Origin of the sequence: Rhodococcus sp. ZPP (genome assembly GCF_017656075.1) — a bacterium.
GTDB classification, from domain to species: domain Bacteria; phylum Actinomycetota; class Actinomycetes; order Mycobacteriales; family Mycobacteriaceae; genus Rhodococcus_F; species Rhodococcus_F oxybenzonivorans.
The window spans coordinates 40232-61643 of record NZ_CP058638.1 but is presented as its reverse complement, the minus strand read 5'-3'; the positions used below and the strand labels follow the sequence as shown (position 1 = coordinate 61643).

Annotated in this window: 21 protein-coding genes and 4 pseudogenes; 13 read left to right on the top strand and 12 right to left on the bottom strand. The window is 67.1% G+C overall.

The features are described 5' to 3' along the window. Positions 1-2: 2 nt before the first annotated feature. The 7 genes and pseudogenes from HYG77_RS00315 (at position 3) to HYG77_RS00295 (ending at position 5952) form a co-directional block, all read left to right on the top strand. Positions 3-1301: a hypothetical protein gene (locus HYG77_RS00315; protein WP_109330017.1), complete on the top strand. Its 1299-nt coding sequence runs from the start codon at positions 3-5 to the stop codon at positions 1299-1301. Continuing rightward, positions 1183-2817, top strand: a pseudogene (locus tag HYG77_RS00310) (CocE/NonD family hydrolase); the annotation flags it as partial. The gene HYG77_RS00315 and the pseudogene HYG77_RS00310, both read left to right, overlap by 119 nt. 58 nt (positions 2818-2875) lie before the next feature. Then, positions 2876-3367: a hypothetical protein gene (locus HYG77_RS39315; RefSeq protein ID WP_244461415.1), complete on the top strand. Its 492-nt coding sequence runs from the start codon at positions 2876-2878 to the stop codon at positions 3365-3367. A gap of 69 nt (positions 3368-3436) precedes the next feature. Continuing rightward, positions 3437-3928: a hypothetical protein gene (locus tag HYG77_RS00305; protein WP_208961552.1), complete on the top strand. Its 492-nt coding sequence runs from the start codon at positions 3437-3439 to the stop codon at positions 3926-3928. A 2-nt stretch (positions 3929-3930) separates the two neighbouring features. Then, the gene (locus HYG77_RS00300; RefSeq protein WP_244461402.1) at positions 3931-4725 is read left to right on the top strand and encodes an FUSC family protein; all 795 of its coding nucleotides are present in this window, start codon (positions 3931-3933) and stop codon (positions 4723-4725) included. Continuing rightward, on the top strand, positions 4665-5021 hold the full coding sequence (locus tag HYG77_RS39310) for a hypothetical protein (RefSeq protein WP_244373366.1): 357 nt from the start codon (positions 4665-4667) through the stop codon (positions 5019-5021). Before HYG77_RS00300 ends, HYG77_RS39310 begins: the two co-directional genes overlap by 61 nt. 148 nt (positions 5022-5169) lie before the next feature. Continuing rightward, entirely contained in the window at positions 5170-5952 is a 783-nt protein-coding gene (locus HYG77_RS00295) for a GAF and ANTAR domain-containing protein (RefSeq protein WP_208961551.1), read from the top strand. Positions 5953-5954: 2 nt separating this feature from the next. On the opposite strand, the gene HYG77_RS00290 is transcribed toward HYG77_RS00295, so the two are convergent. The 6 genes and pseudogenes from HYG77_RS00290 to HYG77_RS00265 form a co-directional block, all read right to left on the bottom strand. Beyond that, positions 5955-6779, bottom strand: a complete 825-nt coding sequence (locus HYG77_RS00290; RefSeq protein WP_208961550.1) for a galactosyltransferase-related protein — start codon at positions 6777-6779, stop codon at positions 5955-5957. Next, on the bottom strand, positions 6776-7780 hold the full coding sequence (locus HYG77_RS00285; RefSeq protein WP_109330024.1) for a glycosyltransferase: 1005 nt from the start codon (positions 7778-7780) through the stop codon (positions 6776-6778). Before HYG77_RS00285 ends, HYG77_RS00290 begins: the two co-directional genes overlap by 4 nt. Continuing rightward, positions 7777-8904: a glycosyltransferase gene (locus HYG77_RS00280; protein ID WP_208963237.1), complete on the bottom strand. Its 1128-nt coding sequence runs from the start codon at positions 8902-8904 to the stop codon at positions 7777-7779. The genes HYG77_RS00285 and HYG77_RS00280 overlap by 4 nt, the downstream gene beginning before the upstream one ends. Beyond that, positions 8886-9953 (bottom strand): glycosyltransferase, encoded by a 1068-nt coding sequence (locus HYG77_RS00275; RefSeq protein ID WP_109330030.1) that lies wholly within the window; start codon positions 9951-9953, stop codon positions 8886-8888. The genes HYG77_RS00280 and HYG77_RS00275 overlap by 19 nt, the downstream gene beginning before the upstream one ends. A 64-nt stretch (positions 9954-10017) precedes the next feature. Then, positions 10018-11492, bottom strand: a pseudogene (locus HYG77_RS00270) (trehalose-6-phosphate synthase). Next, a complete protein-coding gene (locus HYG77_RS00265) occupies positions 11444-11899 on the bottom strand; it encodes an STAS domain-containing protein (RefSeq protein WP_109330034.1) in 456 nt (151 codons plus the stop codon). Before HYG77_RS00265 ends, HYG77_RS00270 begins: the two are co-directional and overlap by 49 nt. A gap of 325 nt (positions 11900-12224) precedes the next feature. Between HYG77_RS00265 and HYG77_RS00260 the strand changes: the two genes are divergently transcribed. The 4 genes from HYG77_RS00260 (at position 12225) to HYG77_RS00245 (ending at position 15748) form a co-directional block, all read left to right on the top strand. After that, entirely contained in the window at positions 12225-13892 is a 1668-nt protein-coding gene (locus tag HYG77_RS00260) for a RecQ family ATP-dependent DNA helicase (protein WP_208961549.1), read from the top strand. Positions 13893-13960: 68 nt separating this feature from the next. Further along, the gene (locus tag HYG77_RS00255) at positions 13961-14413 is read left to right on the top strand and encodes a glycosyltransferase family 2 protein (RefSeq protein ID WP_208963594.1); all 453 of its coding nucleotides are present in this window, start codon (positions 13961-13963) and stop codon (positions 14411-14413) included. 232 nt (positions 14414-14645) lie between these two features. Beyond that, positions 14646-14837, top strand: a complete 192-nt coding sequence (locus tag HYG77_RS00250) for a hypothetical protein (protein WP_208963593.1) — start codon at positions 14646-14648, stop codon at positions 14835-14837. Then, entirely contained in the window at positions 14834-15748 is a 915-nt protein-coding gene (locus HYG77_RS00245; protein WP_208961548.1) for a glycosyltransferase, read from the top strand. The genes HYG77_RS00250 and HYG77_RS00245 overlap by 4 nt, the downstream gene beginning before the upstream one ends. A gap of 22 nt (positions 15749-15770) precedes the next feature. On the opposite strand, the gene HYG77_RS00240 is transcribed toward HYG77_RS00245, so the two are convergent. Together HYG77_RS00240 and HYG77_RS00235 are read right to left on the bottom strand one after the other, a co-directional pair. Then, positions 15771-16589, bottom strand: a complete 819-nt coding sequence (locus tag HYG77_RS00240) for a GAF and ANTAR domain-containing protein (protein ID WP_208961547.1) — start codon at positions 16587-16589, stop codon at positions 15771-15773. 91 nt (positions 16590-16680) lie between these two features. After that, positions 16681-17171 (bottom strand): annotated as a pseudogene (locus HYG77_RS00235) (thiamine pyrophosphate-dependent enzyme); the annotation flags it as partial. Positions 17172-17394: 223 nt separating this feature from the next. Here HYG77_RS00235 and HYG77_RS00230 point away from each other — a divergent pair. Beyond that, a complete protein-coding gene (locus tag HYG77_RS00230; protein WP_109330041.1) occupies positions 17395-17859 on the top strand; it encodes a hypothetical protein in 465 nt (154 codons plus the stop codon). A gap of 14 nt (positions 17860-17873) precedes the next feature. Here the strand turns inward: HYG77_RS00230 and HYG77_RS00225 are convergent, their stop codons facing one another. Both HYG77_RS00225 and HYG77_RS39305 read right to left on the bottom strand, forming a co-directional pair. Next, the gene (locus HYG77_RS00225; RefSeq protein WP_109330043.1) at positions 17874-18092 is read right to left on the bottom strand and encodes a CDGSH iron-sulfur domain-containing protein; all 219 of its coding nucleotides are present in this window, start codon (positions 18090-18092) and stop codon (positions 17874-17876) included. Then, positions 18050-18349 (bottom strand): hypothetical protein, encoded by a 300-nt coding sequence (locus tag HYG77_RS39305; RefSeq protein WP_244461414.1) that lies wholly within the window; start codon positions 18347-18349, stop codon positions 18050-18052. Before HYG77_RS39305 ends, HYG77_RS00225 begins: the two co-directional genes overlap by 43 nt. Positions 18350-18384: 35 nt before the next feature. On the opposite strand from HYG77_RS39305, the gene HYG77_RS00220 reads away from it, so the two are divergent. After that, a complete protein-coding gene (locus HYG77_RS00220; RefSeq protein WP_244373364.1) occupies positions 18385-19173 on the top strand; it encodes an iron-containing redox enzyme family protein in 789 nt (262 codons plus the stop codon). Between the two features lie 15 nt (positions 19174-19188). Here the strand turns inward: HYG77_RS00220 and HYG77_RS40885 are convergent. Together HYG77_RS40885 and HYG77_RS00210 are read right to left on the bottom strand one after the other, a co-directional pair. Then, positions 19189-20572, bottom strand: a pseudogene (locus HYG77_RS40885) (wax ester/triacylglycerol synthase family O-acyltransferase). Positions 20573-20946: 374 nt separating this feature from the next. Beyond that, positions 20947-21411: a DUF6292 family protein gene (locus HYG77_RS00210; RefSeq protein ID WP_208961546.1), complete on the bottom strand. Its 465-nt coding sequence runs from the start codon at positions 21409-21411 to the stop codon at positions 20947-20949. Between the last annotated feature and the right edge of the window lies 1 nt (position 21412).

Genomic DNA, 21412 nt, shown 5'->3' with positions numbered 1-21412 from the left:
GTATGGGTAAGAACATCTTCATTCTCGGCCTTACCGACATGCAACGCGAAGAACTCAGCACCGTCCGCGACGCGGAGAATTACCAATTCCACGGCTTGCTCGACTACCACACCCTGGTCGCCCCGGACGAGTACGTGTTCGAGGATCTCCTCACCAGGTGCCGCGAGAAACTCGACGCGTTTCCCGGAACAGTCGACGCGATCATCGCCCACTGGGACTTTCCCACCAGCGTCCTGGCGCCCATCCTGGCCGCCGAGCGAGGCATTCCCGCGCCGCCCCTGCGCAGTGTGCTCGCCTGCGAGCACAAGTACTGGAGCCGGCTCGCCCAGCAAGAATCCGTACCCGACACGGTGCCCCGGTTCGCCTCCTTCGACCCGTTCGACGACCACGCCCTCGACTACATCGGGCTCGAGTTCCCGTTCTGGGTGAAGCCGGTGAAGTCGCATTCCTCCCAGCTCGGGTTCGAGATCGGTGATGCGGCCGCCTTCCATGAGTCAATCGCAGAGATACGCGAGAGGATCGGCCTGGTGGGGCATGCGTTCGACGAAGCGCTCCGGCGCGTGGACCTTCCGGAGGCCGTACGGGGAGTGTCAGGCACGACGTGTCTCGCCGAGCAGGTGATCACCGGAATTCAGGCCGCCCCCGAGGGCACGATATTCCGCAGCGAGTTCTCGGTGCACGGGGTCTTCGACATGCACAAGGACGCCACGGGACACAGTTTCGACCGGCTGGACTATCCGGCGAACACGGTGCCGCCCGAGGTGCAGCAACGGATGATCGACATCACCGAGCGGTACCTGCGGCACGTCGGATTCGACAACGGCTGCTTCAACTCCGAATTCATGTGGGACGAGAAGGAGGACAGGCTCTGGCTGATCGAGGTGAACACCCGCATCTCGCAGTCACATAGTGACCTGTTCACCAAGGTGGACGGCATGTCGAACCACGAGGTGGCTATCGACATCGCCCTGGGCACACCGCCGCGCATGCAGCGGCGGCACGGCACATTCGGCGTGGCGGCGAAATGCATCATCCCGCATTACGAGGACGGGATCGTGACGAGGGTGCCGAGCAGTGAGGACATTGCCCGCGTGCAGAAGGCGGTGCCCGAAACGAAAGTGCTCATCGATGTCCAACCTGGTGACCGCCTCGCCGATCTGCCGAACCAGGACGCCTACCGCTATGTCCTCGGCACCATGTACATCGGTGCCGAGGACATCGCCCAGTTGGAAAAGCACGTCGACCGCGCGCTGGCGGAACTGCCGTTCGAGTTCGAGCCGGTCCCGAATCATCAGCACTGAGAGGACGGTCCTTTTCATGCAGACGGTCACCGCGTTCCCCCGCGAGGTCCGCGCCATCGAGAACACTTTCATCACCATGCCGGACGGAGCCTGCCTCGCCGCCCGGATGTGGTTGCCGGTCGATGCGGATACCGATCCGGTCCCGGCGGTACTCGAATACCTGCCGTACCGCAAACGTGATTCCACCCGCGGGCGGGACGCCTTGAACCACCCCTACATCGCCGGTCACGGTTACGCCTGCGTGCGTGTCGACATGCGCGGCAGCGGCGACTCCGACGGTGTCCTGCAGGACGAGTACCTTCCTGCCGAGCACGACGACGCCTGCGAGGTGATCGCGTGGCTGGCCCGGCAGCCGTGGTGCGACGGGAACGTGGGGATGATGGGCATCTCGTGGGGCGGTTTCAACAGCCTGCAGGTCGCCTCGCAGCGCCCGCCCGCCCTCAAGGCGATCATCAGCGCCTCGGCCACCGAGGACCTCTACGTCGACAACATGCACTACATGGGCGGGTGCCTGCTCTCCGACAATCTGTCCGAGGCCACCGTGATGTTCGCCTTCAACAGCTTGCCACCGGATCCGGCGATCGTCGGAGACAGCTGGCGGGAGATGTGGTTGGAACGGCTCCGGGGCAGTGGGTTGTGGATCGAGAATTGGCTCGAGCATCAGCATCGGGACGACTACTGGAAACGTGCCTCCGTCAACGAGGACTACAGTGCTGTGCGCTGCCCGGTTCTGGCGGTCGGGGGATGGGCGGACGGATACACCAACGCGATCTTCCGGCTGATGGAGCACCTCGACGTCCCGCGCAAGGGCCTGATCGGGCCGTGGGGCCACAAATACCCGCACCTCGGTGTGCCCGGTCCGGCGATCGACTTCCTCGCCGAGGTCGTCCGCTGGTGGGATTACTGGCTCAAGGGAATCGACAACGGTGTGATGGACGAACCGATGGTGCGGGCATGGATGCAGAACAGCGTCGAACCAAACCCTTCCTACGCGCAGCGGCCGGGCCGGTGGGTCGCCGAACCGTCCTGGCCGTCGCCCCACGTCGAGCAGCGCCGGTACACCTTCGGCCGGCACATCCTCACCGAAACCGGTGCGGCCGCCCAGGAAGGCGACGAACCCCGCCCGCTCTTCCTCCAATCGCCGATGAGCGTGGGCATGTTCGCCGGCAAGTGGGCGTCCTACGCGGCCACCCCCGATCTGCCGTCGGATCAGCGTGAAGAGGACGGCGGCGCACTGGTTTTCGAAACCGAATCGCTCGACGAGCCGCTGGAGATTCTTGGGCTACCGGAAGTCGAACTGGAGGTGTCGTCCGATACCCCCGTCGCCATGCTCGCCGCTCGCCTGTCAGATGTGGCCCCGAACGGGGAGGCCACCCGCGTCACCTACGGTGTGCTCAACCTCACGCACCGGGACGGCAGCGAACATCCCACCCCCCTCACGCCGGGGCGGAAGTACCGGATTCGGTTGCCGCTCAACGGCGCAGCCCAGGTGGTCCCGGCCGGGCATCGCGTGCGGCTGTCGCTGTCCACCTCGTATTTTCCGTTGGCGTGGCCCCCCGCCCGAACCGGTGACCTTGACGGTATCCACCGGCGGAACCCTCATCCTGCCTGTCCGCCCGCCCCGCGACGAGGACGACGCCCGGTTGCGCGACCTCGGGGAACCCAGGGCCGCCGAGAAGTTGGCGGTGACCCGGCTTCGCCATGGGGAGCACCACTGGCGCACCGTTCGCGACCTCGAGAGCGGCACCTCCACGCTCGAGATCGTCGACGACCAGGGCTCGTTCCGCATCGACGAGATCGGGACCGTCGTCAGCAGAGCGACGCGGGAGTGGTTCAGTTTCCGCGGCAACGACGTGAATTCGGCGCGCGGCGAAACGCAGACCGTGCGCCGATACGAGCGGGACGACTGGCGGACCGAGGTCCGCACCCGCACGGTCTTGACGTCGACGGCCACGGACTTCGTGATCACCGCGGACCTGGACGCGTTCGAACTCGATGCCGCACACGGGGACCGACGGGTCTATTCGCAGAACTGGCACCGACGGATACCGCGTCAGCTGGTGTGACGGCGGGGCCGGTCTCGCAGACCGGATGCCGGGCACACGAGAACTGTCGCACGTGGATTGGAGAAGACTGTGCACGCCGAACGCTTCCACCCCCTGATCTCCGCAGAGCCGAAATTCGTGATCGGGGAGGTGCAATCGCGCACCCAGGTGCTGGCCACCCTGCCCGAACGCTCCCGAGCGGCCGCGGTGGCCCTGGAATCGGGTTCGCGCGCCGCCGGCGCGGGCACGGTGGACGTGCACCGTGCCATCGACCAGGAACTGACGCGCCGCCGACTGGCGGTGATCGACGACGCCGCCGACCGGGTGCGGGCCGAGAGCGGCCGAGCGTCGGGCCTTGCCGTCGAGGGACTCGATGCGGTGACGGCGGCGCTGCGCGCCGGACAGGTCGGGACGCTCGTCATCGGCGATCTCGAGAACCGCACCGTGCTGGTCGGGGACACCCCGACCTGGGTGGCCACCAACGCCGACCAGCTGTCCGAAATAGGCTCGACCGTGGAAGTCACGCGGCGCGCAGATGTGACGCCCGCGGACGGTGGCGCGGCCCTGCTCCGATACACGTGAGGGTGTTCCGCCGCCTTCGCACGTGGACGTCGGACGCCGATCGCGGCACGGTCCTGATTCAGGCGGTCAAAGCGGCCACGGCCGCCGTCCTGGCATGGGTGCTGGCAGCCATGGTGTTCGCGCTGCCTCAGCCGTTCCTGGCGCCGTACGCGGCGGTGTTCATGATCGAGGCGACGGTGTCCCGCTCGCTGCGGGTGGCGGCCGAACAGCTCGCCGCCGTGTCCCTCGGGGTGGTGCTGGCCGCGGCCGTGGGAGCACTCGTCGACTCGATCACCGTCGGGGTCGGGATCGCGGTTCTGATGGGCCTCCTCCTCGGACGCTGGCGCCGACTGGGTTCGAGCGGCATCTGGGTGGCCGTGACGGCACTGCTCATGGTGACGTACGGCGCCGCCGAGGACCCGGATGTGCTCGGCCTCCGCATCGTGGAGATCGCCCTCGGCGCGGCTACCGGGGTCGCGGTGAACGCCCTGTTCCTGCCGCCGCTGTATGTGAAGCGGTCACAGCGCGCGGTGACCGGGGTGGGGGTGACCGCCGCGAATCTGCTGGCCGAGGTGCCGGAGGAGCTGCGGGCGGGGCCCGCGGCCGGGCAGCTTCGTGGAACGAGCGGTCGGCGCAGGTCCGCTCGCAACTCGACGAGGCGCTCCGAGGCGGTGGCCTGGACCGAGGAGAGTGCCCGCGGAAACCTCCGGTCGGCCGCCTCCCGGCGCTCGCCGCCAAGGAATGGTGGGGCAGCGCCGTGGTCGCCTTGTCCGAGGCGTGGCCCCAATGTGCCGAGATTCTGCGCGCGGCAGAACTGACCATCGACCCTCATCCGCCGTTCGACCCCCTGTCGCCGCCGATCGGTACGGCGGCGGCCGAGTTCGTGCAGGCCCTCGCCGAGGTGATCCGGACGTCATTCGGTGTCGACGCCGAACATCGCGACCGGGCCGCCGCCGTGCGCACCGCTCGGCAACGCTTGCGCCGTTTCGAGGAAGTCGTCGCCCGGCACGACAGTCAGACCACGGGTTCCTCGATGAGCGCCGGAAGCCTCCTGCGGCCGTGTGCACCGGCGTTGAACTCGCTCGCCGGCGGGGACGACCAGCGGGTTCGCTGACCGGTGTGGGCGGCGTCCCGGCTGCGGGTATCGGTGGGCAGGAGGACATCCGCGGTCGAGTAAAGTCATCTCGACGGTAGAGACAGCTGCTGCGTTCGTTCAGTGGGTGTCCGTTCGGTTACACCCGGAATTTGAGGTGTATCCGAGAATGGTCGAGACTGCTGGTGAGTTCCCCGGGTCGATGCCTCCTACCCTCGACGGTGCCACGGTAGCGGCCCAATTAGGTTCCCTGGCAGTCGCACTCGACGAGTTCAACAGGAACTGCGGATCCGAGGTGGAGATGGACGTTCTCCTCCGGCGGGTCTGCGAGCAGGTGGTCGACGCGATCCCCGACGCCGACCTGGCGGGGATCTCCCTCGTGCGGGACGGCGAGGTGGTGACCGTCGCTTCGACCGACGACGCGGTGCGCGCCGTCGACCCCCGGCACCTGTTACAGCACCGACCGTCCGCTCCGGCGGACGGTGCCCCCACCGCGGCGGCGAGGAAGGTTCTGCGGTTGCGGCTCGTCGACGCGGCCGTGCAGGCACCCACCCTGGCCGAGGAGCTCGCGCAGGCCGGGATGCGCAGTGTCCTGTCGGCAGCCCTCACGGTCGACGAGAGCGTCGCCGGCACCCTCGACCTCTACGGGCGCGAAGACCACGGTTTCAGCGACTTCGACGCCGTCGTCCTGCTCGTGTACACCACGGCGATCGAGGGGCTCCTCAGGAGCGCGAACAGCGTGGCACGGGCCCGGAACGAGGTATCGGGCCTGACCAAGGCGATGGAAACCCGCGCCGTCATCGAGCAGGCCAAAGGCATCGTGATGGCCCTGCAAGGGGTGTCCGCCGACCAGGCCTTCGAGATCCTCGTCGTGCAGTCCCAGCAGGAGCATCTCAAGCTGGCCGAGGTGGCGCGTCGCATCGTCGAATCGGTGACCACTCCCGCCGAGTGAGATCACCGGGGCACCCACCGCAACTGCGCCGCGTCGTAGTCGATCAAGCCGAGGGCCTCGAACGCCTCGAGCCATCCCCGCATCGGCCACCATCCCCACCTGCGGTGGAACAGGTGAGCGTTGGCGAGGATGTCGCCCAGGTGCTCGACGGGCGGATCGGACACCGGATGGTGCTGGTGGAACGCGTCTGCGCCGCCGACCCACCGCAGACCGATCCCGGCCTCGGCCGCGGAACACGCGAAGTCGGTGTCCTCACCTCCGTATCCGCGGTATTCGGTGCAGAATCCGCCGATGCGGTGCCAGGTCTCGCGGCTCACGCCGAACGACAGAGACCAGAAGAGGGTGAAGTCGGTCCCGGTCAGGACGGTCCCGTCCTCGGGTGCAGGACGGGCGGGGTGCGGATTCCGCAGCTCGGCGAGGCGGTCCAGGTCGTAGCCACCCGGCCCGGGCGGCGGGAGGTAGGTGACCGGCCCGCACAGCAGGGTGGAGTGGTTACGCGGATGGTCGGCGGCCACCCGATACCGCCGCAGCAGCGCCGGGCCGGCGAGACAGTCGACGTCGAGGAAGACGATCAGGTCGGCGCCGGCCGCCAGGGCAGCATCGGCACCGAGATTGCGGGCAGCCGCCAGGGGGAGGGGTCCGTCGTCGTGTTCGCACCACACACTGCGGGCGCCGCCGACCTCGGACACCACCTCGGTGGTTTCGTGGTCGCCGATCGCGACCACGACGTGATCGCCCACCCGCTCCGTCATCTGCCCGACGGAACGCAGATGCTGCCGGAGGTGGTGTTCGCGCCGGGCGGCGATCGTCACGACCGCCGTCTTCATCGCAGTCCCCCCGCTCGCTTGGCCACACTGTCGATGACCGCCGCTGCGCGGGCCGCCGCACCGGACGTCTGCCAGCGGACCCATCGCTCGCCGCCCAGTGCGAGCGCACGGTCGACGAGCTGCGGCCACTGCGACATCTCCGGCCATCGGGGTATCGACACGGCGAGTCCCGCATTCCCGAGCGCGCGTGCCGTCTCCACCTGCTCGTCGAACGGACGTGGCTGACCGATGATGATCGCCGGACGACGCGCCACTGCGATGTCGGCCACCGCGTTCTGCCCGGCATGCGAGACGACCACGTCGCAGCCGCACAGGTGCGGCCACGGGTCCTCGGCCCACGGCGCCCCCGGAATGCCGAGCGCCTGCCACCGGTGGTTGCGGTGCTCGTGTGCGCAGCGCCGGATGTCGTCCATCGTCAAGGACGTTCCGCCCGCCCCGCTGAGTACGAGGATGCGGGTCTGCCCGGACCGGTTGGGAGCGGTGACGGCGCGTCCCTCGAACCGGCTGATCCCGCCCACGAAGGTCGTCTTGTGGGCGAACTCGCGCAACCACCGGGGGTCGTACAGGTTTTGCGGCCATGCGGCGATGATGTGGTCGGCCAGTTGGTAACCGAGATGGTGCGGTGCGTCGGTGCGCTCGCCGGGCATGGCGATCAGCACGACCGGGACACCGAGCAACCGTACGAGCGCTGCCACCTCCACCGATACGTCCACCACCACCAGATCGGGGCGGGTCGCGTCGATCCAGGACACGATCCTCGCCATCCGTGTCCGCAGCCCGGTGTCGTGTGTGGGCGCCCAGTGCAGCGCGCCGTCGGCGGTGGGGTTGACGGGGTCACTGCCGCGGTCGTCACGGGCCAGCGCGATGCTGTCGGCGAAGCGTCCCGCGGGTGGTGGCGGCGCCGACGACAGCGTGGTGACCGGCGACTGCAACTGCGCGGAGATACTCGATGCGCGCATCCGGTGACCATGACCGTGGTGGTGAATGTAGTAACCGATCACGGTGCGGCCTTCCCCTGCGCCCGGGGTGGGGTGTGGCCCCGCGCCAGTCGCCGGTACAGGCCGACGTACGTGTCGACCATCCTGCGCTCGGAGCAACATTCCCTGGCGTGGGCGCGCGCCGCCGCACGCGAGCGCCCGACGACGTCCGGGATCGCCCGGGCCAGGGCAGGGACGTCCCCCGCGGCGACGAGACTGCCGCAGTCGGGGGTGAGCACTTCGGGGATCCCACCGCGGGCGAACGCCGCCACAGGCGTTCCGCACGCCAACGATTCCGCGACCACCAGCCCGTACGGTTCGTCCCACAGGGGAGCCACCAGTGTCGCGGCGGCTCCGCCGATCGCCGCCGCGAGCTCGGGCTGCGCCAGATGCCCGAGATAGGTGACCTCCGATCCCAGCCGAGGCCGGATCATCCGGTCGAAGTACTCGGCATCACTGATCGGACCCGCGAGTACGATCGGGAAACCGGCGCGCCGAGCGGCGTCCACCGCGACATGGGCGCCCTTCTCCGGCACCAGCCGGCCGAACCAGATGAGGTGCTGCCCACCGCGACCTTCGGGCCAGCTGTCCAGATCGACTCCGTTCGGCACCACCTCGATGTCGTCGACGGCGTGCTGCCACGCCGCCGCGGTGTGTCTGCTCACGGCGGCGAAATGTGCCCCGGCGCCCGAACGCACTGCGAGCGCCGATTCCAGCCACGGAGTGGGTGGGGTGTGCAGCGTCGACAACACGGGTGCCGGAACGGCGGATGCCATGGCGACCGGCAGATAGTGCAGGCTGTGGTTGTGGACCACGTCGAACGACTCGGCGAGTGGGCCGGACAGGTCGAGCATCAGCTGCAGGTAGGCGTGATGCTCCTGCATGAACCGCATCGACGGCATCGAAACATCCTGCCGCGCAGCATGACTGACATCCAAGGTCTGCACCTGTAGGTGAGCGCAGCCCAGCGTGCGGTCCGAACCCGGACCGGCGAACAAGGTGACGTGATGACCGTCGCCGCTCAGGGTACGGGCGAGATACCAGACGTGCGATTCCAGACCACCGGGGAACGGCTGGCGGATAGGGTAGCGACTCGATGCGATAAGGGCGATCCGTAGCGGGTCGGCCGTCACGGCAACACCCGCCAGGAAAGCGCCCGCTCGTAGAGGTCGTGATGAGCGCGTGCCAGGTTTCGCCGCTCCTGTTCGCGTTCACCCCACGTGGCCCGCAGGCTCGACTGCTCGTAGAGGCCCTCGATGCAACGTTCGAGCGACGAGCCGTCGTAGGAGTACTCATCGAAATCGTAGCTACCGCAACGTTTTTGCTGGGCATAGAACCCGCAGGACGGTGCGGCCACCGCGGTGCCCAGGTCGTAGCAGGCCTCGAGCCAGCCGGAGTGGGTACCGAACCGGTACGGCAGCACGGACACCGACAGGGACGACAGATAGTCCCACAACTCTTCGTCGGAGAAGTAGGGGTGTACTCGCAGGTCGACGCAGTCCCGCTCGGCGTAGCTCAGCAGCCGGGCTCCGGCGTCGGGGGCGTACCAATGGTTGGCCGGATCGAAAATTTCGTCGTGGACGTCGATCTGCAGGCGCGCCCCGTCCAGCGCCGACACGGTTCGGGTGAGGGTGTCGAGCACCGGGAACGGATCCATGTTCGCTCGAAGACTCTTCACGTGGACACCGACGACGAAGGTTCCCGAAGCAGGCCGAGCGCGTTCGATGAGGGTCCGCTCCACGACGTGCGGATGCGGAAGGACGGTCGCGGTCCGGGCCCAATTCGACTCGATCACCGCGGCCGCACCCGGAGTGAGGGTGACCAGTTCGGTGGCGACGGGCACCAGCACATCCAGAGCTTCGAGGTGCGGTTCGGGGTCGGGATGATGTGGGTTACGCAGATCGTGGACCGTGTACACCAACGGTTTCCGCCGCGACGACAGCTCGTGCACGATGTCCTTCATCAATGCCGGTTCGATGGCGTCGAAACCGAAATGAATGTGGAAGACATCGAAACTTCGGTGATTTCTGCTGATCCATTCCGGGTCGAGCATCAACGGCGGCCACCACCCGCCGGGTACCTTCCGTCCGTCTGCCGGCACCGGATCCGGGAGTCGAACAACGGTGTCATTGCCCTCCGGATCGGTCAGATGGCGAACGTACACATGAGACGCCGGTACGGAGGCGACCCGAATCACTCATTACTCCTTCGTCCGTGGGCGAGCGGTGCATCATGGTTCGGCGCCCTGTCGGCGCGCCGGATCACGGTGGCGTCAGCGCGCCCAGGAACGACTCGGCCCATCGATGCACATCGTGCTCGACCACCTGCTCGTGCAACTTCGTCATGCGACGCCGCCCCTGCTCGGGGTCCTGTTCGAGGGCTTCGAGGATCGTGTTCTTCACACCGTCCAGATCGTGGGGGTTGACCAGATAGGCGCCGCGCAGTTCGGCGGCGGCTCCGGCGAACTCGCTGAGCACCAGCGCACCACCCAGATCGGTGCGGCATGCCACGTACTCCTTCGCCACCAGATTCATCCCGTCCCGCATCGGCGTCACCAGCATGACGTCCGCGGCGAGGTAGAGCGCAATCAACTCCCGGCGGTCCACCGGCTGGTAGAGGTAATGCACAACAGGCTTACCGATTTGACCGTGATCGCCGTTGATGTGGCTGACCTGCTCCTCGATGGAGCTGCGCATCTTCATGTAGTGCTCGACGCGTTCGCGGCTCGGGGTCGCCAGTTGCACCATCACGGTGTCGGATGGATCGAGACGACCCTCGTCCAGGAGTTCACCGAGCGCTGCGAGGCGCAGGTCGATGCCCTTGGTGTAGTCGAGGCGGTCGACCCCGAGCAGCACCTTCCGCGGGTTTCCCAGTTCGCGCCGGATCTCCGCTGCCCGCGCGACGACGGCAGGATCCGTCGCTTCGTCGATGAGTTGCCGGGCGTCGACGGAGATGGGGAAGGCCCCACCCGGACGACCCGATCGTCCAGCCGCACTTCACCGAGCCCGCTGCGAAGTCCGCCGCCCGCCGCGGTGGTATCGAGCCCGAGCAGACGCTCGGCGAGGAAGAGGAAGTTGTTGGCGCCGCCGGGGAGGTGGAATCCGATGAGATCGGCCCCGAGCAGTCCTTGCACGATCTCCTTGCGCCAGGGCAACTGCATGAACAATTCGACGGGCGGGAACGGGATGTGTAGGAAGAAGCCGATGGTCAGATCGGGACGCATTTCGCGCAGCAGCCGCGGAACGAGCTGCAACTGGTAGTCCTGCACCCACACGGTCGCACCCTCGGCCGCCGTGCGCGCGGTCTCTTCGGCGAAATGACGGTTGACGTCCACATAGGTCTGCCACCAGCCACGATCGAACACCGGCGCGACCAGCACGTCATGATAGAGCGGCCAGAGGGTGGCGTTGGAGAAACCCTCGTAGTAGAACGTCACCTCGTGCGAACTGAGCTCGACCGGATACAGATGAAGTTTCCCCGACACTATCGGTTCGACTTTGGTGTCGGGGACGCCCGGCCAGCCCACCCACGAGCCGCTCTCCCGATCGAGAATCGGTTCGAGGGCTGTGACGAGTCCCCCCGGGCTCCGCTTCCACCGGGTGGTCCCGTCGTCGAGTGTCTCGAGATCTACCGGGAGCCGGTTCGCCACGACGACGAAGTCGGATGTGCCCTGAGGCGTTTCATCGTTCACGCCGAAATCCCGTGGGTAGGGAGCCCCTCTGCGACAAGCCTGCATGCGTCGTCGAGGGAGGTGGAATACGGCACCACCGTCTCCAGCTTCATGGCGGTCAGAGGCCGGCGGACCGCGGTGTTCCCGGTGACCGCCCAGGGCAGGCCCAGCCTGCGGGCGCGGCCGGAGATGATCTCCAGCACCGAAAGGGCTGATGCGCAAAAGAACTGAACGTGGGTCAAGTCCAGAACGAACGGCAGACGTTCGTTGATCGCCTCGTCCAGGTGAATACCGAAGAGAGGAACGGTGGTGACGTCGATGTCACCGGAGATGCGGACGACCAGAACGCCGCCGGCACCGGGGGTGCACTCGACGGTGAGCTTGCCGTGCTCGGGCTCGGCGGCCCAACTGAAAAGCATGGTGTTTTCTGCAGAATCGTGGTGTCCCGAATGTGCACTGAGAACAGATTTCATGTCGGACTCCTCACGGTCGTAGCGACGAGGGAGACAGGCACGGGAACGGTATGCGAACCCAGCCCGTCCTTTGCGGCTGGGGGCTCAACCGTGCAGGACACTGACGTTACCCCATCCTGTCAATTTCGGCCTCACCTCCTTCCCAAGTGCATGCTGCCCGCGACGGCGGCGGGGTGCATAGGTTCCGGGAACCCGGGTAAACGGGAGCTATGGAGCTCATTGCACTGGTGATACTGGTGGCTGTCGTACTGTTCGTCGTCGCACGTCAGCGTGCGAAGAAGCGGAACCAGGGCTGATTTCCCGCGATGCCGGCGACCACGTCGCCATGGCGCAGACGACGATGACCGAGCGCGCATCCGACCTATGCGAGAGATTGCAGGCGACGGCGCGGGACACATTCGGCTGGGACACCCTGCGCCCCGCACAGCTCGAGGCAATGCAGGCGTTGATGACCGGCCGCGACGCGCTCGTCGTCATGGCCACCGGGGCGGGTAAATCGGCGATCTACCAGGTCCCCGCCGTCCTGCTGACGGGAACGACCCTGGTCATCTCCCCACTGATCGCGTTGCAGGAGGATCAGATTGCCGGCATCGACTCGGCGGGCGCACCCCGGGCGGTGGCGATCAACTCCACACGGTCCGCACGCGACCTCGAGGCCACCTGGCGTGCTGTCGAGAAGCACGAGGCCGAGTACGTGTTCGTCGCCCCTGAACAACTGGCGAACAGCGACGTGATCTCGCGATTCGAGGCAGCGAAAGTCTTCCTCATCGTGGTGGACGAGGCGCATTGCGTCGCCGCCTGGGGCCACGATTTCCGTCCCGACTACCTACGCATCGCCGATACCGTGCGAAGGCTCGGTCACCCACCCGTCCTCGCGCTGACCGCCACGGCGCCGCCCCCGGTCCGGCAGGAAATCATCGACCGGTTGGCGCTCGATGATCCCGCGGTGGTCGCGACGGGCTTCGACCGCCCCAACATCACCCTCGAGGTGGACCGCTACGTCAGCAGAGCGGACAAGGAACGCGCCGTACTCGACCGAGTACCGGACCTTCCGCAACCGGGATTGCTGTACACGGCGACCCGCAAGGACGCCGAATTCTACGCCGAAGAGCTGTCCACCCGCGGGCTGCGGACCGCCGCATACCACGCCGGAATGAAGAGATCCGAGCGGGAGGCCGTACACGAACAATTCCTCGACGGCCGCTTCGACGTCGTGGCCGCGACCTCCGCCTTCGGAATGGGTATCGACAAACCCGACGTACGCTTCGTCGTCCACGCCTCCGTTCCCGACTCCCTCGACAACTACTATCAGCAGCTCGGACGGGCGGGCCGCGACGGGGAGAGCGCGTTGGCGCTGCTGTTCTACCGGCCCGAGGAGCTGTCACTCGGCAGGTTCTTTGCGACTCACCGATCGGACGAGGATTTTCTCGCCCGGGTGTTCGAACTGCTCCGCAGCGGTGGCCGCATGAAGATCAAGGACCTCCGCGCGCCACTCGACGCCGGGAGCCGCAAGGTGACGGCAGCGATCAACCTGCTCGAACAAGTCGACGCCGTCGCCGCAGAAGGAAGAGGCTTCACGGCCCGCGACCTCAGCACCGACGAGGCCCTGAGGCGGGCAACCGACCGTGCCGCCGCGGACGAACGCCTGGCACGGTCGCGTGTCGAGATGCTGCGCGAGTACGCCGACACCCGCAACTGCCGCCGCAGCTTCCTGCTCGGATACTTCGGCGAGGCCTTCGACCCGCCCTGTGGCAACTGCGACCGATGCTGCACAACCGAGTCCACCGAACACCCGGAGCCCACCGGCGAGGCCGCCGCCACCGACCAGGACGCACCCTGGCCAGTCGACACCGCGGTCGAACATACCGAATGGGGCCCGGGAACCGTAATGAGCACCGCACCCGACCGGATTACCGTCCTGTTCGACGACCACGGCTACCGGACCCTCTCCGTCGCCGCCGTCGAAGAGTCCGGTGTGCTGCGGTCACGGTGAGCGGCGCACCGGACTCCTCTCCTCGGCCGGCTGTTTGCGGTGCGCGGCCCCTCGGGTACCACTGCGGGGTGACCTCGAAGACGACCGTCGTGATCGTGACGCACAACCGGGCGACGAGCCTCGCGCGCACCCTCCTCGAGCTGTCGAAACTTCGGCCCGTACCCCCGATCGTCGTCGTCGACAACGCGTCCACCGACGACACTGCGAACGTCGTCGACGCGGCGCGCAGCGTCATTCCGGCCCTGACTACGATCACACGCTCCAGCAATGAGGGCGCCGCCGCTCGCAACTACGGTGTGTCGGCCGCGTCGACGCCCTACATCGCGTTCTGCGACGACGATTCCTGGTGGGACCGTGACGCACTGCCCTCGCGGAGAAGGTGCTGGACGAGCATCCCGCCGTCGCGCTGCTCGCCGCCCGCACCCTCGTCGGCCCCGAGGCCCGCAACGATCCGCTCAACGACCTCTTGGCCCGCAGTCCGCTCGGAACACGGCCCGGTGCCCCCGGCCCCTCGGTGCTAGGTTTCCTCGCCTGCGCGTCGGTGGTGCGACGATCGGCATTCGAGAATGTGGGGGGCTTCTCGTACGTGCTCGAGTTCGTGGGGAGGAGGCGCTACTCGCACTCGATCTCGCCGCGCAGGGGTGGGAACTGTGTTACGTCGAGGACGTCGTCGCCTACCACCATCCCTCCCCGGTTCGCGCAAACGCGAGCCGCCGACGCAACCGCGAGATCCGCAACGACACCCTGACCGTCGTGATGCGGCGACCGGTGCCGACCGTCGCGAGTGCCCTCATCTCCCTCATGTTCGCGGCGGTCCGGACACCGTCCGCGGCGCCGGCGTTGTTCGACACGATCCGCAAGCTCCCCGCCGCGGTTGCGCACCGGCGGGTTGTGCCCACTCACCTCGAACGCCGTCTCGAAGAACTCGAGAGGGGCCGGCCGTGAGCGGGGCCGAACCGCAGAAGCCGTCGCCGGTCACGGTGGTGGTCTTGACCTACAACCGATGCGCCGAACTGCGCAAAACCCTCGCCCACATGACCACCCTGCCCGACCGTGCACTGATCATCGTGGCGGACAATGGCTCCGGTGACGGCACCACCGACTTGGTGCGGCGCGAATTCCCGCAGGTCCGGCTCCTTGCCCTGGACGACAACCTCGGCGCCGTCGCCCGGAACCGGGCCGTCGAGCTGGTGACGAGCCCATATGTGGCGTTCTGCGACGACGACACCCGCTGGCAACCAGGTGCCCTGACCGTCGGCGCCGCGGTCCTCGGCGCGCATCCGACGATCGGATCCGTGACCGGGAAGTGCTTGGTGGCACCCGACCTTGTCGAGGACCCGATCACTCCCGAGTTCCGGGACTCACCGGTACCCGGGCCATCGTGGCTGCCGGGTCCGGCTGTCCTCGGCGTGATGGCCGGCCTCACGATGTTCCGGGTGGAGGCATTCCGTCAGGTCGGCGGCTTCTGCGAGAAGATGTGGCTGGGCGGCGAGGAAGAACTCCTTGCCCTCGATCTCGCCGCCGCCGGCTGGTGGATGGTGTGGAACGAGGACATGGTGATCCATCACGAGCCCTCGGTGAGCCGGGACGCCACCCGCCGCCGGCAACTCGGTATCCGCAACACTCTGTGGACCCTCTGGTTGCGGCGTCCGGTGCGAAGCGCGGCGCGCCGCTCTCTGGTGATTCTGCGTAGCGCCCCGAAAGACCGCGCTACCGCGGCTGCCGTGCTCGAGGCCCTCAGGTCGACCCCGTGGGTTCTACGTCACCGGCGCGTCGTGCCCGACACCGTGGAAGCCGGACTGGTGCTCCTCGAGGAACCGCAGTCCCGGTCGAAGGCACGCCGATACATCGGCTGACCCGAGCTTTGTCCGCGATTCGTCAGTCGGAGTCGCCATCATCAGCGGCGACGGCCTCGACCACCTCGTGCGCCACGGTGACCAGCTTGACGTTCCTGCGCTGCGAGTTGGTCACCAGCATCCGGAACGCCTCGTCGGCCGAGATCCGCTCCGCCGCCATGAGAATTCCCTTCGCCTGCTCGATGACACCGCGCGTGACCATGGCCTTTTTCAACCCGGCCACCTCGTCGTGGGCTGCCGCCGCCTCACGCGTCATCCTGGTCACCACCTCGGCGAAACTGGTGAAGATCCTCAGCAACGCCACATCGAGATCGCCGAATCCATGGCTGCCGAGACTGTACAAATTCAGGGAACTGGCGTGCGCCTCACCCACCCGCAACGGCGCCGACAGGTAACTGGCAGCACCGATGTCGTGCACGTCGGCCGCGAACGCCGGCCACCGTTCGACAACTTCGTCGACTCGGACCTTGACGATCTGCCCCGTGGTGGCCGCCTCCAGGCAGGGGCCCTCACCGTTGCGGTACTGGTTCAAGTCGATGTCCACTACGCGCCGATCGGTGCACGCCGCGGTCTCGGCACGCCCATCCTCGTCCATCAGGGTCACACCGGCCATGTCCGCTTCGACAATCGTCGACACCACACAGTCACACAATTCCTGCAGGAAACCCTGCAGCTGCGCGGGGGTGGTCAGACGGCGCTGCAGGTTGTCCAGCGCGCTCGCAACTGCGTCGACACGCGCGGTGGTGTCGACGTCGGCACGACGGTGCCGCGCCAGAGTGTCGTCGGCACGGCGGTGCCGACCCGGAGTGACGTCGGCACCGAGTTCCTCGGGCAATGGCACTACTCTCCCTATTTCAGGCGAGCGAGTACCCATGCACCCGCCGCCACTTCAGCGGTATGGCAGGTGTCTCTACCGAACAAACATCGGAATACTACCGCCTCGCCCCGCCTCCTCCGTGTCGAGACCGCAGTCGCAGCATCCGGAATGTCGTCACCGCTGGTGACGGGGGTGGGAACACCTCCTTGGCCTTTATCTTCGCCCCCTGTACGACGAGGTGCCATGCGTTGGCATCGCCCGCGAGTACCGCCCCCGCCGTCGACTTCATCTGCTCATAAGTGGCGTGCGGGGGAATCGGTGTGCGCCACCCATCGCGCGTAACTTCCAGGTGACCCGATTGAGGTCGTTGTTGTGGAAGATGCACACGATCAGGCGGGGTCGGTCCACTCCCGGTGATAGCGGGCGATGGTCAGGAGTTCGGCGAGTCCTTCATCTGCATCGCCCCGTCACCGACGAGCGCGACAACCGGACGGCCGGGGTGCGCGAACTTGGCGCCGAGAGCGTAGGGACACCCGCACCCATGGTGGCCAGCGTGCCGGACAACGATCCGCGCATGTCTTCCCGCAACCGCACGCACCGCGCGTGTTCGACCCGACCATCAGCAGCGTCCCGCATCAGCTCGTAGCTGGGCCAGGTGCCGAGCAAGCCGATCGCGCCGGTGACGAACGGCGGATCATCGGGAGCAGTCCGGCCGCCCCAGCAGCATGACACCGTGGCGCGAACGGGTTTGGCCCGCGCAGTCCGGGGCATAGCTACAACAGTGGGTCCGTCGAGGACACACGCTTCGCAGCGCTGTCGAGGAGGAATCATGGGTACCGAACCAGGCGAGCAGCTCCAAGAGGAGCCGCAAGCCGAACGGGGTCCCGTCGGCTCACGCGACTCGGGTCCGGACGAAGCCGGGGCGGGTCCGTCGGACCGGGAGGCGGGAACCTTGGATCAGGAGGAAGTGGCCACGACGGGTGAAGGCCCTGATCCCGGTCGGGAACACGTCGCCGGGCCCGCCGGCGGCTCCACTCCACCGGGAGACGCCCAGCCCGCAACACCGCCCTACGACGGCCGCACCACCAGCACGGCCGAGGGCCGTCCGGAGCACGACGAGCACGTCGACGCGAACCGGCTCCAGGACAAGGATCCCGACGACACAGCCCGCGGAGCGGTAGCGTCGCCGTCGGAGGAGAAGCCGGCGGCCGACACCGAGCAGGCGGAGTCGAGCGACGAGGGCGTCGGACCTGCACACGAAACAGGTGTCGGTAAGGGCGAAGACAAGAAGTAGACTGGCCGCCGCCTCTACGGACGGCGGAGCTTCTTCTTGTGGGAGCTGTCACAAAAGGGCGCAATGCCGGTTCTTCCACACCGGCACAGCGCCACCGTGGCCCGGTTCGACGGTAACGGGTTACCGTCGGTATCGAACAATTGCGCCGAACCGCGGACGAGAAGTGGCCCATCCGGGCACACCGTGATGGTCACGTCGGATCCGTCGGTTCCCGTTGTGAAATTGGAGTCCATATGACCACCTTGCACTCTCGGTCGTTGTCGGAGACAGTGGCCCCTTCCGGATCCGCGATGCCGTTTCCTGCATCACGCGGACCCGTGAGCGAGCTCTTGTTCTCCATTCTGCGCGGAGACGTCGAGGACGGCGAATCGTTGGTGACGGCGGCGCGTTCCTCACAGAAACTTCCGCGGACACGACGGTCGACGGGCGTCCCGCCATCCTCTACGACGAGGACGCCCAGATCTGTCTCACCGCCCTCTACGAACTGCATCTGCAGGGCATTGCGGGCGTCGGAGACGACTGGGAGTGGAACACCGATCTGCTCGCGGCGCGGAAGCTCTGGAGGTTCCGTTCGAGGCGGCCATCCGGATCGTCGCGAACCCGCCGACCGATTCGACAGATGTGGTGGCGGAACTGTGGAAAATGACCGCACCCACCGCCGGACCCGGCCTGTCCGCCTTCATGGCACGCGACGCCGACCTCCAGCACTTCCGCGAACTGCTCGTCCACCGCTCACTGAACCAGCTCCGCGAAGCGGACGTGCACACGCTCGGCATCCCGCGACTCGCCGGCGCACCGAAGGCGGCGTTGGTCGAAGTGCAATCGGACGAATACGGCGGTGGTCGCCCCGAGCGCATGCACTCCGCGCTGTTCGCCACCACCATGCGGGAACTCGGGCTCTCCGACCGCTACGCCCACTACATCGACGCCGTTCCCGCGATCACCCTGGCGTCCCTGAACGCGCTCTCACTATTCGGCCTTCACCGCCGCCTACTGGGTGCACTGGTCGGGCACCTCTGCGCGGTCGAAACCACCTCGGCATTGCCGAGTAAGAAATACAGCGCCGGACTGACCCGGCTCGGCTTCGGCAAGGCCGCCACGCTGTTCTTCGACGAGCACGTCGAAGCCGACTCCGTGCACGAGCAGATAGTCTGCCGCGACCTCGCGGGCGGTCTGGTGTCCGCGAGCCCGTCAACCGGCGACGATATCCTGCTCGGCGCCGCGGCGTGCCTCGCATTCGACGACCTTGTCGGTGACCACGTCACCCGATGCTGGGAAGAGGGCATCAGCTCACTGCGGCAGGCGATCGAGTAGACGCCGAACCACGCCTCAGGTTCCGGATGCCGCGACCGCGCTCTCGAGGTCACTGAGCGACGTCTCGAGATGCGTGATGATGCGCTGCAGGTGGGGGACCGCGTGACGGTCGCCGACGACGCCGACATCGAGTTGACCCGCCCGACTGGTGACCGTGATGCTCAGCGCCTGACCGCCGAGGATCGTCGGCACCGGATACACGGCGTCCAGGCGGGCGCCGTTCCAGTACCGCGGCCTCGACGGGCCCGGCATGTACGAAATCATGACGTTGAACGGCGGGGGAGTGTCGTCGACGAACCTTCGCACCGGTTCGAGCAGAATCGGACTGATCGCGAGCGCGCTCATCAGCTGGAACTGGTTGTGGCTGAGCGCACCGAACACCCTGTGCGTGTGTTCCATGGCGTCCGTGATGCGCGCCAGACGCGCTGCCGGATTGCGTTCATCGGTGGCCAAGCCCACGACCATCGCACCCACACCGTGATCCCGCCCGCGCGGTCCGATCGCAGGACCGCCGAGATCGAGTGGCACCGGCAGCATCGCCGTCAACGGCGCATCCGGTAGCGCGTAATTCTCGAGCAGATAGCTACGGAGCGCGCCCGAACACATCGCGAGAACGACCGTGTCGATGGTGGTGCGGGCGGCCGATGCGACGGCCAGCAGTCGCCGAATCGGCCACGACCGCGCCGCCACCTTCCGGGCCCGACCCACCGGCACGTTCAGCATGGTGTGGGGCGACTGCAGGGAGGGTCAGATGCTGCTCACGGAGGCCGTCCATGGTGGCCTTCGCGGCCGCGGGGACCACACCCACCAGGCTGGTCGCCGCCCGCCAGCCCGCACGGACGGCCGCCACCGGGAACGGTGAGGTGCGCTGCGACTTCGCCGCGACACCGGGTGTCCACGGCGCCGGGCAGTTCGTGTCGTCGGGCTCACTCGACAAGGCATGATGGAGCAACCGCAAACCCGCCGGACCGTCCATCAGCGACAGGTGAATCTTCGAGTACACGGCGGTCCGCCCGTCGGCGAGTCCTTCGATGACATGCATCTCCCACATCGGATGCTGCGGATCGAGCGGTATTCCGTGCATCTGGGACACCAGAGACAGCAAATCGTCCATCCGTCCGGCGCCCGGCACCGCGCTGTGCCGCACGTGATACCCCAGATCCAACCAATCATCGACCGACCACCACGGATAACCGACTCCTCGAAGCGGGCGAATAGCCCGCTTACGGAACAGTTGGGACGACTCCTCCTGGGACGTCAACGCCTCGAACATCGTCCGGGCGTGGTCTACGCCGGCCTCGGCCGGCGGATCGAACAGTTCGAGCGCCCCCACGTGCAGCGGATGGGACGGTGTCTCGAACAGCACGAACAGCGCCTCCATGGGGCTCATCACCAACATCCGCACCCCCGTTCGGGCGACCACGAGCCGCGCTGGCACGTCGGCCTGTCCATCGATGGGATCTGCTTGTCCGGGCCGGACGGCAGAGCCCCACACCACGGCGTAAGCAGATCACGAAAAGGCTGTCGCCATGCCCATTTCGGTGCCGCCGATTCGAAATTCCGTCACCACCACACACTGCATGCGGCCCGGAACATGCCGGGCAACGGCCACGAATATGGCGATGATTCGACTGCTACCGCCTCGGGTATGCGGTCAGCACGCCGCAGTCATACCCGGGTACGACTTCGGCCAGGTCTTGTCGGTTGAGCCCTACAGCCGACGAGGCCGTGCTTCGGCACGACACCGGTCTTCCGTGTCGGCGGACGCGGCGATCAGGGACGCTTCACCACCCGGTCGCGGCGCCCGCGCCCGGCAGTCTCCGTACCGATTCGCGAACATCGATCGTGTTCTATCGACGAAAGATACTCTGCGGCACCGCTATTCGGATCGGAGTCGTCCGTCTGCGTCGGCGTCGACCGGAAGTATCCGTCGATCAACTCGAGGGCGCGGTCGGAACACAGCGCGGGCGGTGGGGTCCGTCCGATCCCGAGTCCCTCGATGACGACGATGCTGCCGCGCCCGACCCCCTCCGCACCGAGCGACCACCCGAAGTGCCGGTTCCACACCAGAACCGCATTGCGCCCCGGCAGGTAGCGCAACCGCAACGGCAGGACCAGAACGACATCGACGCCCTCGGAGTCCCACCAATCGATCGAATCGGCATGAACGCACCGGGCGACCGCGTGGATGTAATCCCGAACAGTTCGCCCGTCGGCAACACCTGTTCCAGTTTTCATC

What these genes read in the sequence shown, in the direction of transcription:
- HYG77_RS00230 (WP_109330041.1), top strand. Translation starts at nt 17,395, where the DNA reads ATGGGTACCGAACCAGGCGAGCAGCTCCAAGAGGAGCCGCAAGCCGAA.
- HYG77_RS00210 (WP_208961546.1), bottom strand. Translation starts at nt 21,411, where the DNA reads ATGAAAACTGGAACAGGTGTTGCCGACGGGCGAACTGTTCGGGATTAC.
- HYG77_RS00315 (WP_109330017.1), top strand. Translation starts at nt 3, where the DNA reads ATGGGTAAGAACATCTTCATTCTCGGCCTTACCGACATGCAACGCGAA.
- HYG77_RS00290 (WP_208961550.1), bottom strand. Translation starts at nt 6,779, where the DNA reads ATGAAGACGGCGGTCGTGACGATCGCCGCCCGGCGCGAACACCACCTC.
- HYG77_RS00265 (WP_109330034.1), bottom strand. Translation starts at nt 11,899, where the DNA reads ATGAAATCTGTTCTCAGTGCACATTCGGGACACCACGATTCTGCAGAA.
- HYG77_RS00295 (WP_208961551.1), top strand. Translation starts at nt 5,170, where the DNA reads ATGGTCGAGACTGCTGGTGAGTTCCCCGGGTCGATGCCTCCTACCCTC.
- HYG77_RS00260 (WP_208961549.1), top strand. Translation starts at nt 12,225, where the DNA reads ATGGCGCAGACGACGATGACCGAGCGCGCATCCGACCTATGCGAGAGA.
- HYG77_RS39305 (WP_244461414.1), bottom strand. Translation starts at nt 18,349, where the DNA reads ATGCAGTTCGTAGAGGGCGGTGAGACAGATCTGGGCGTCCTCGTCGTA.
- HYG77_RS00225 (WP_109330043.1), bottom strand. Translation starts at nt 18,092, where the DNA reads ATGGACTCCAATTTCACAACGGGAACCGACGGATCCGACGTGACCATC.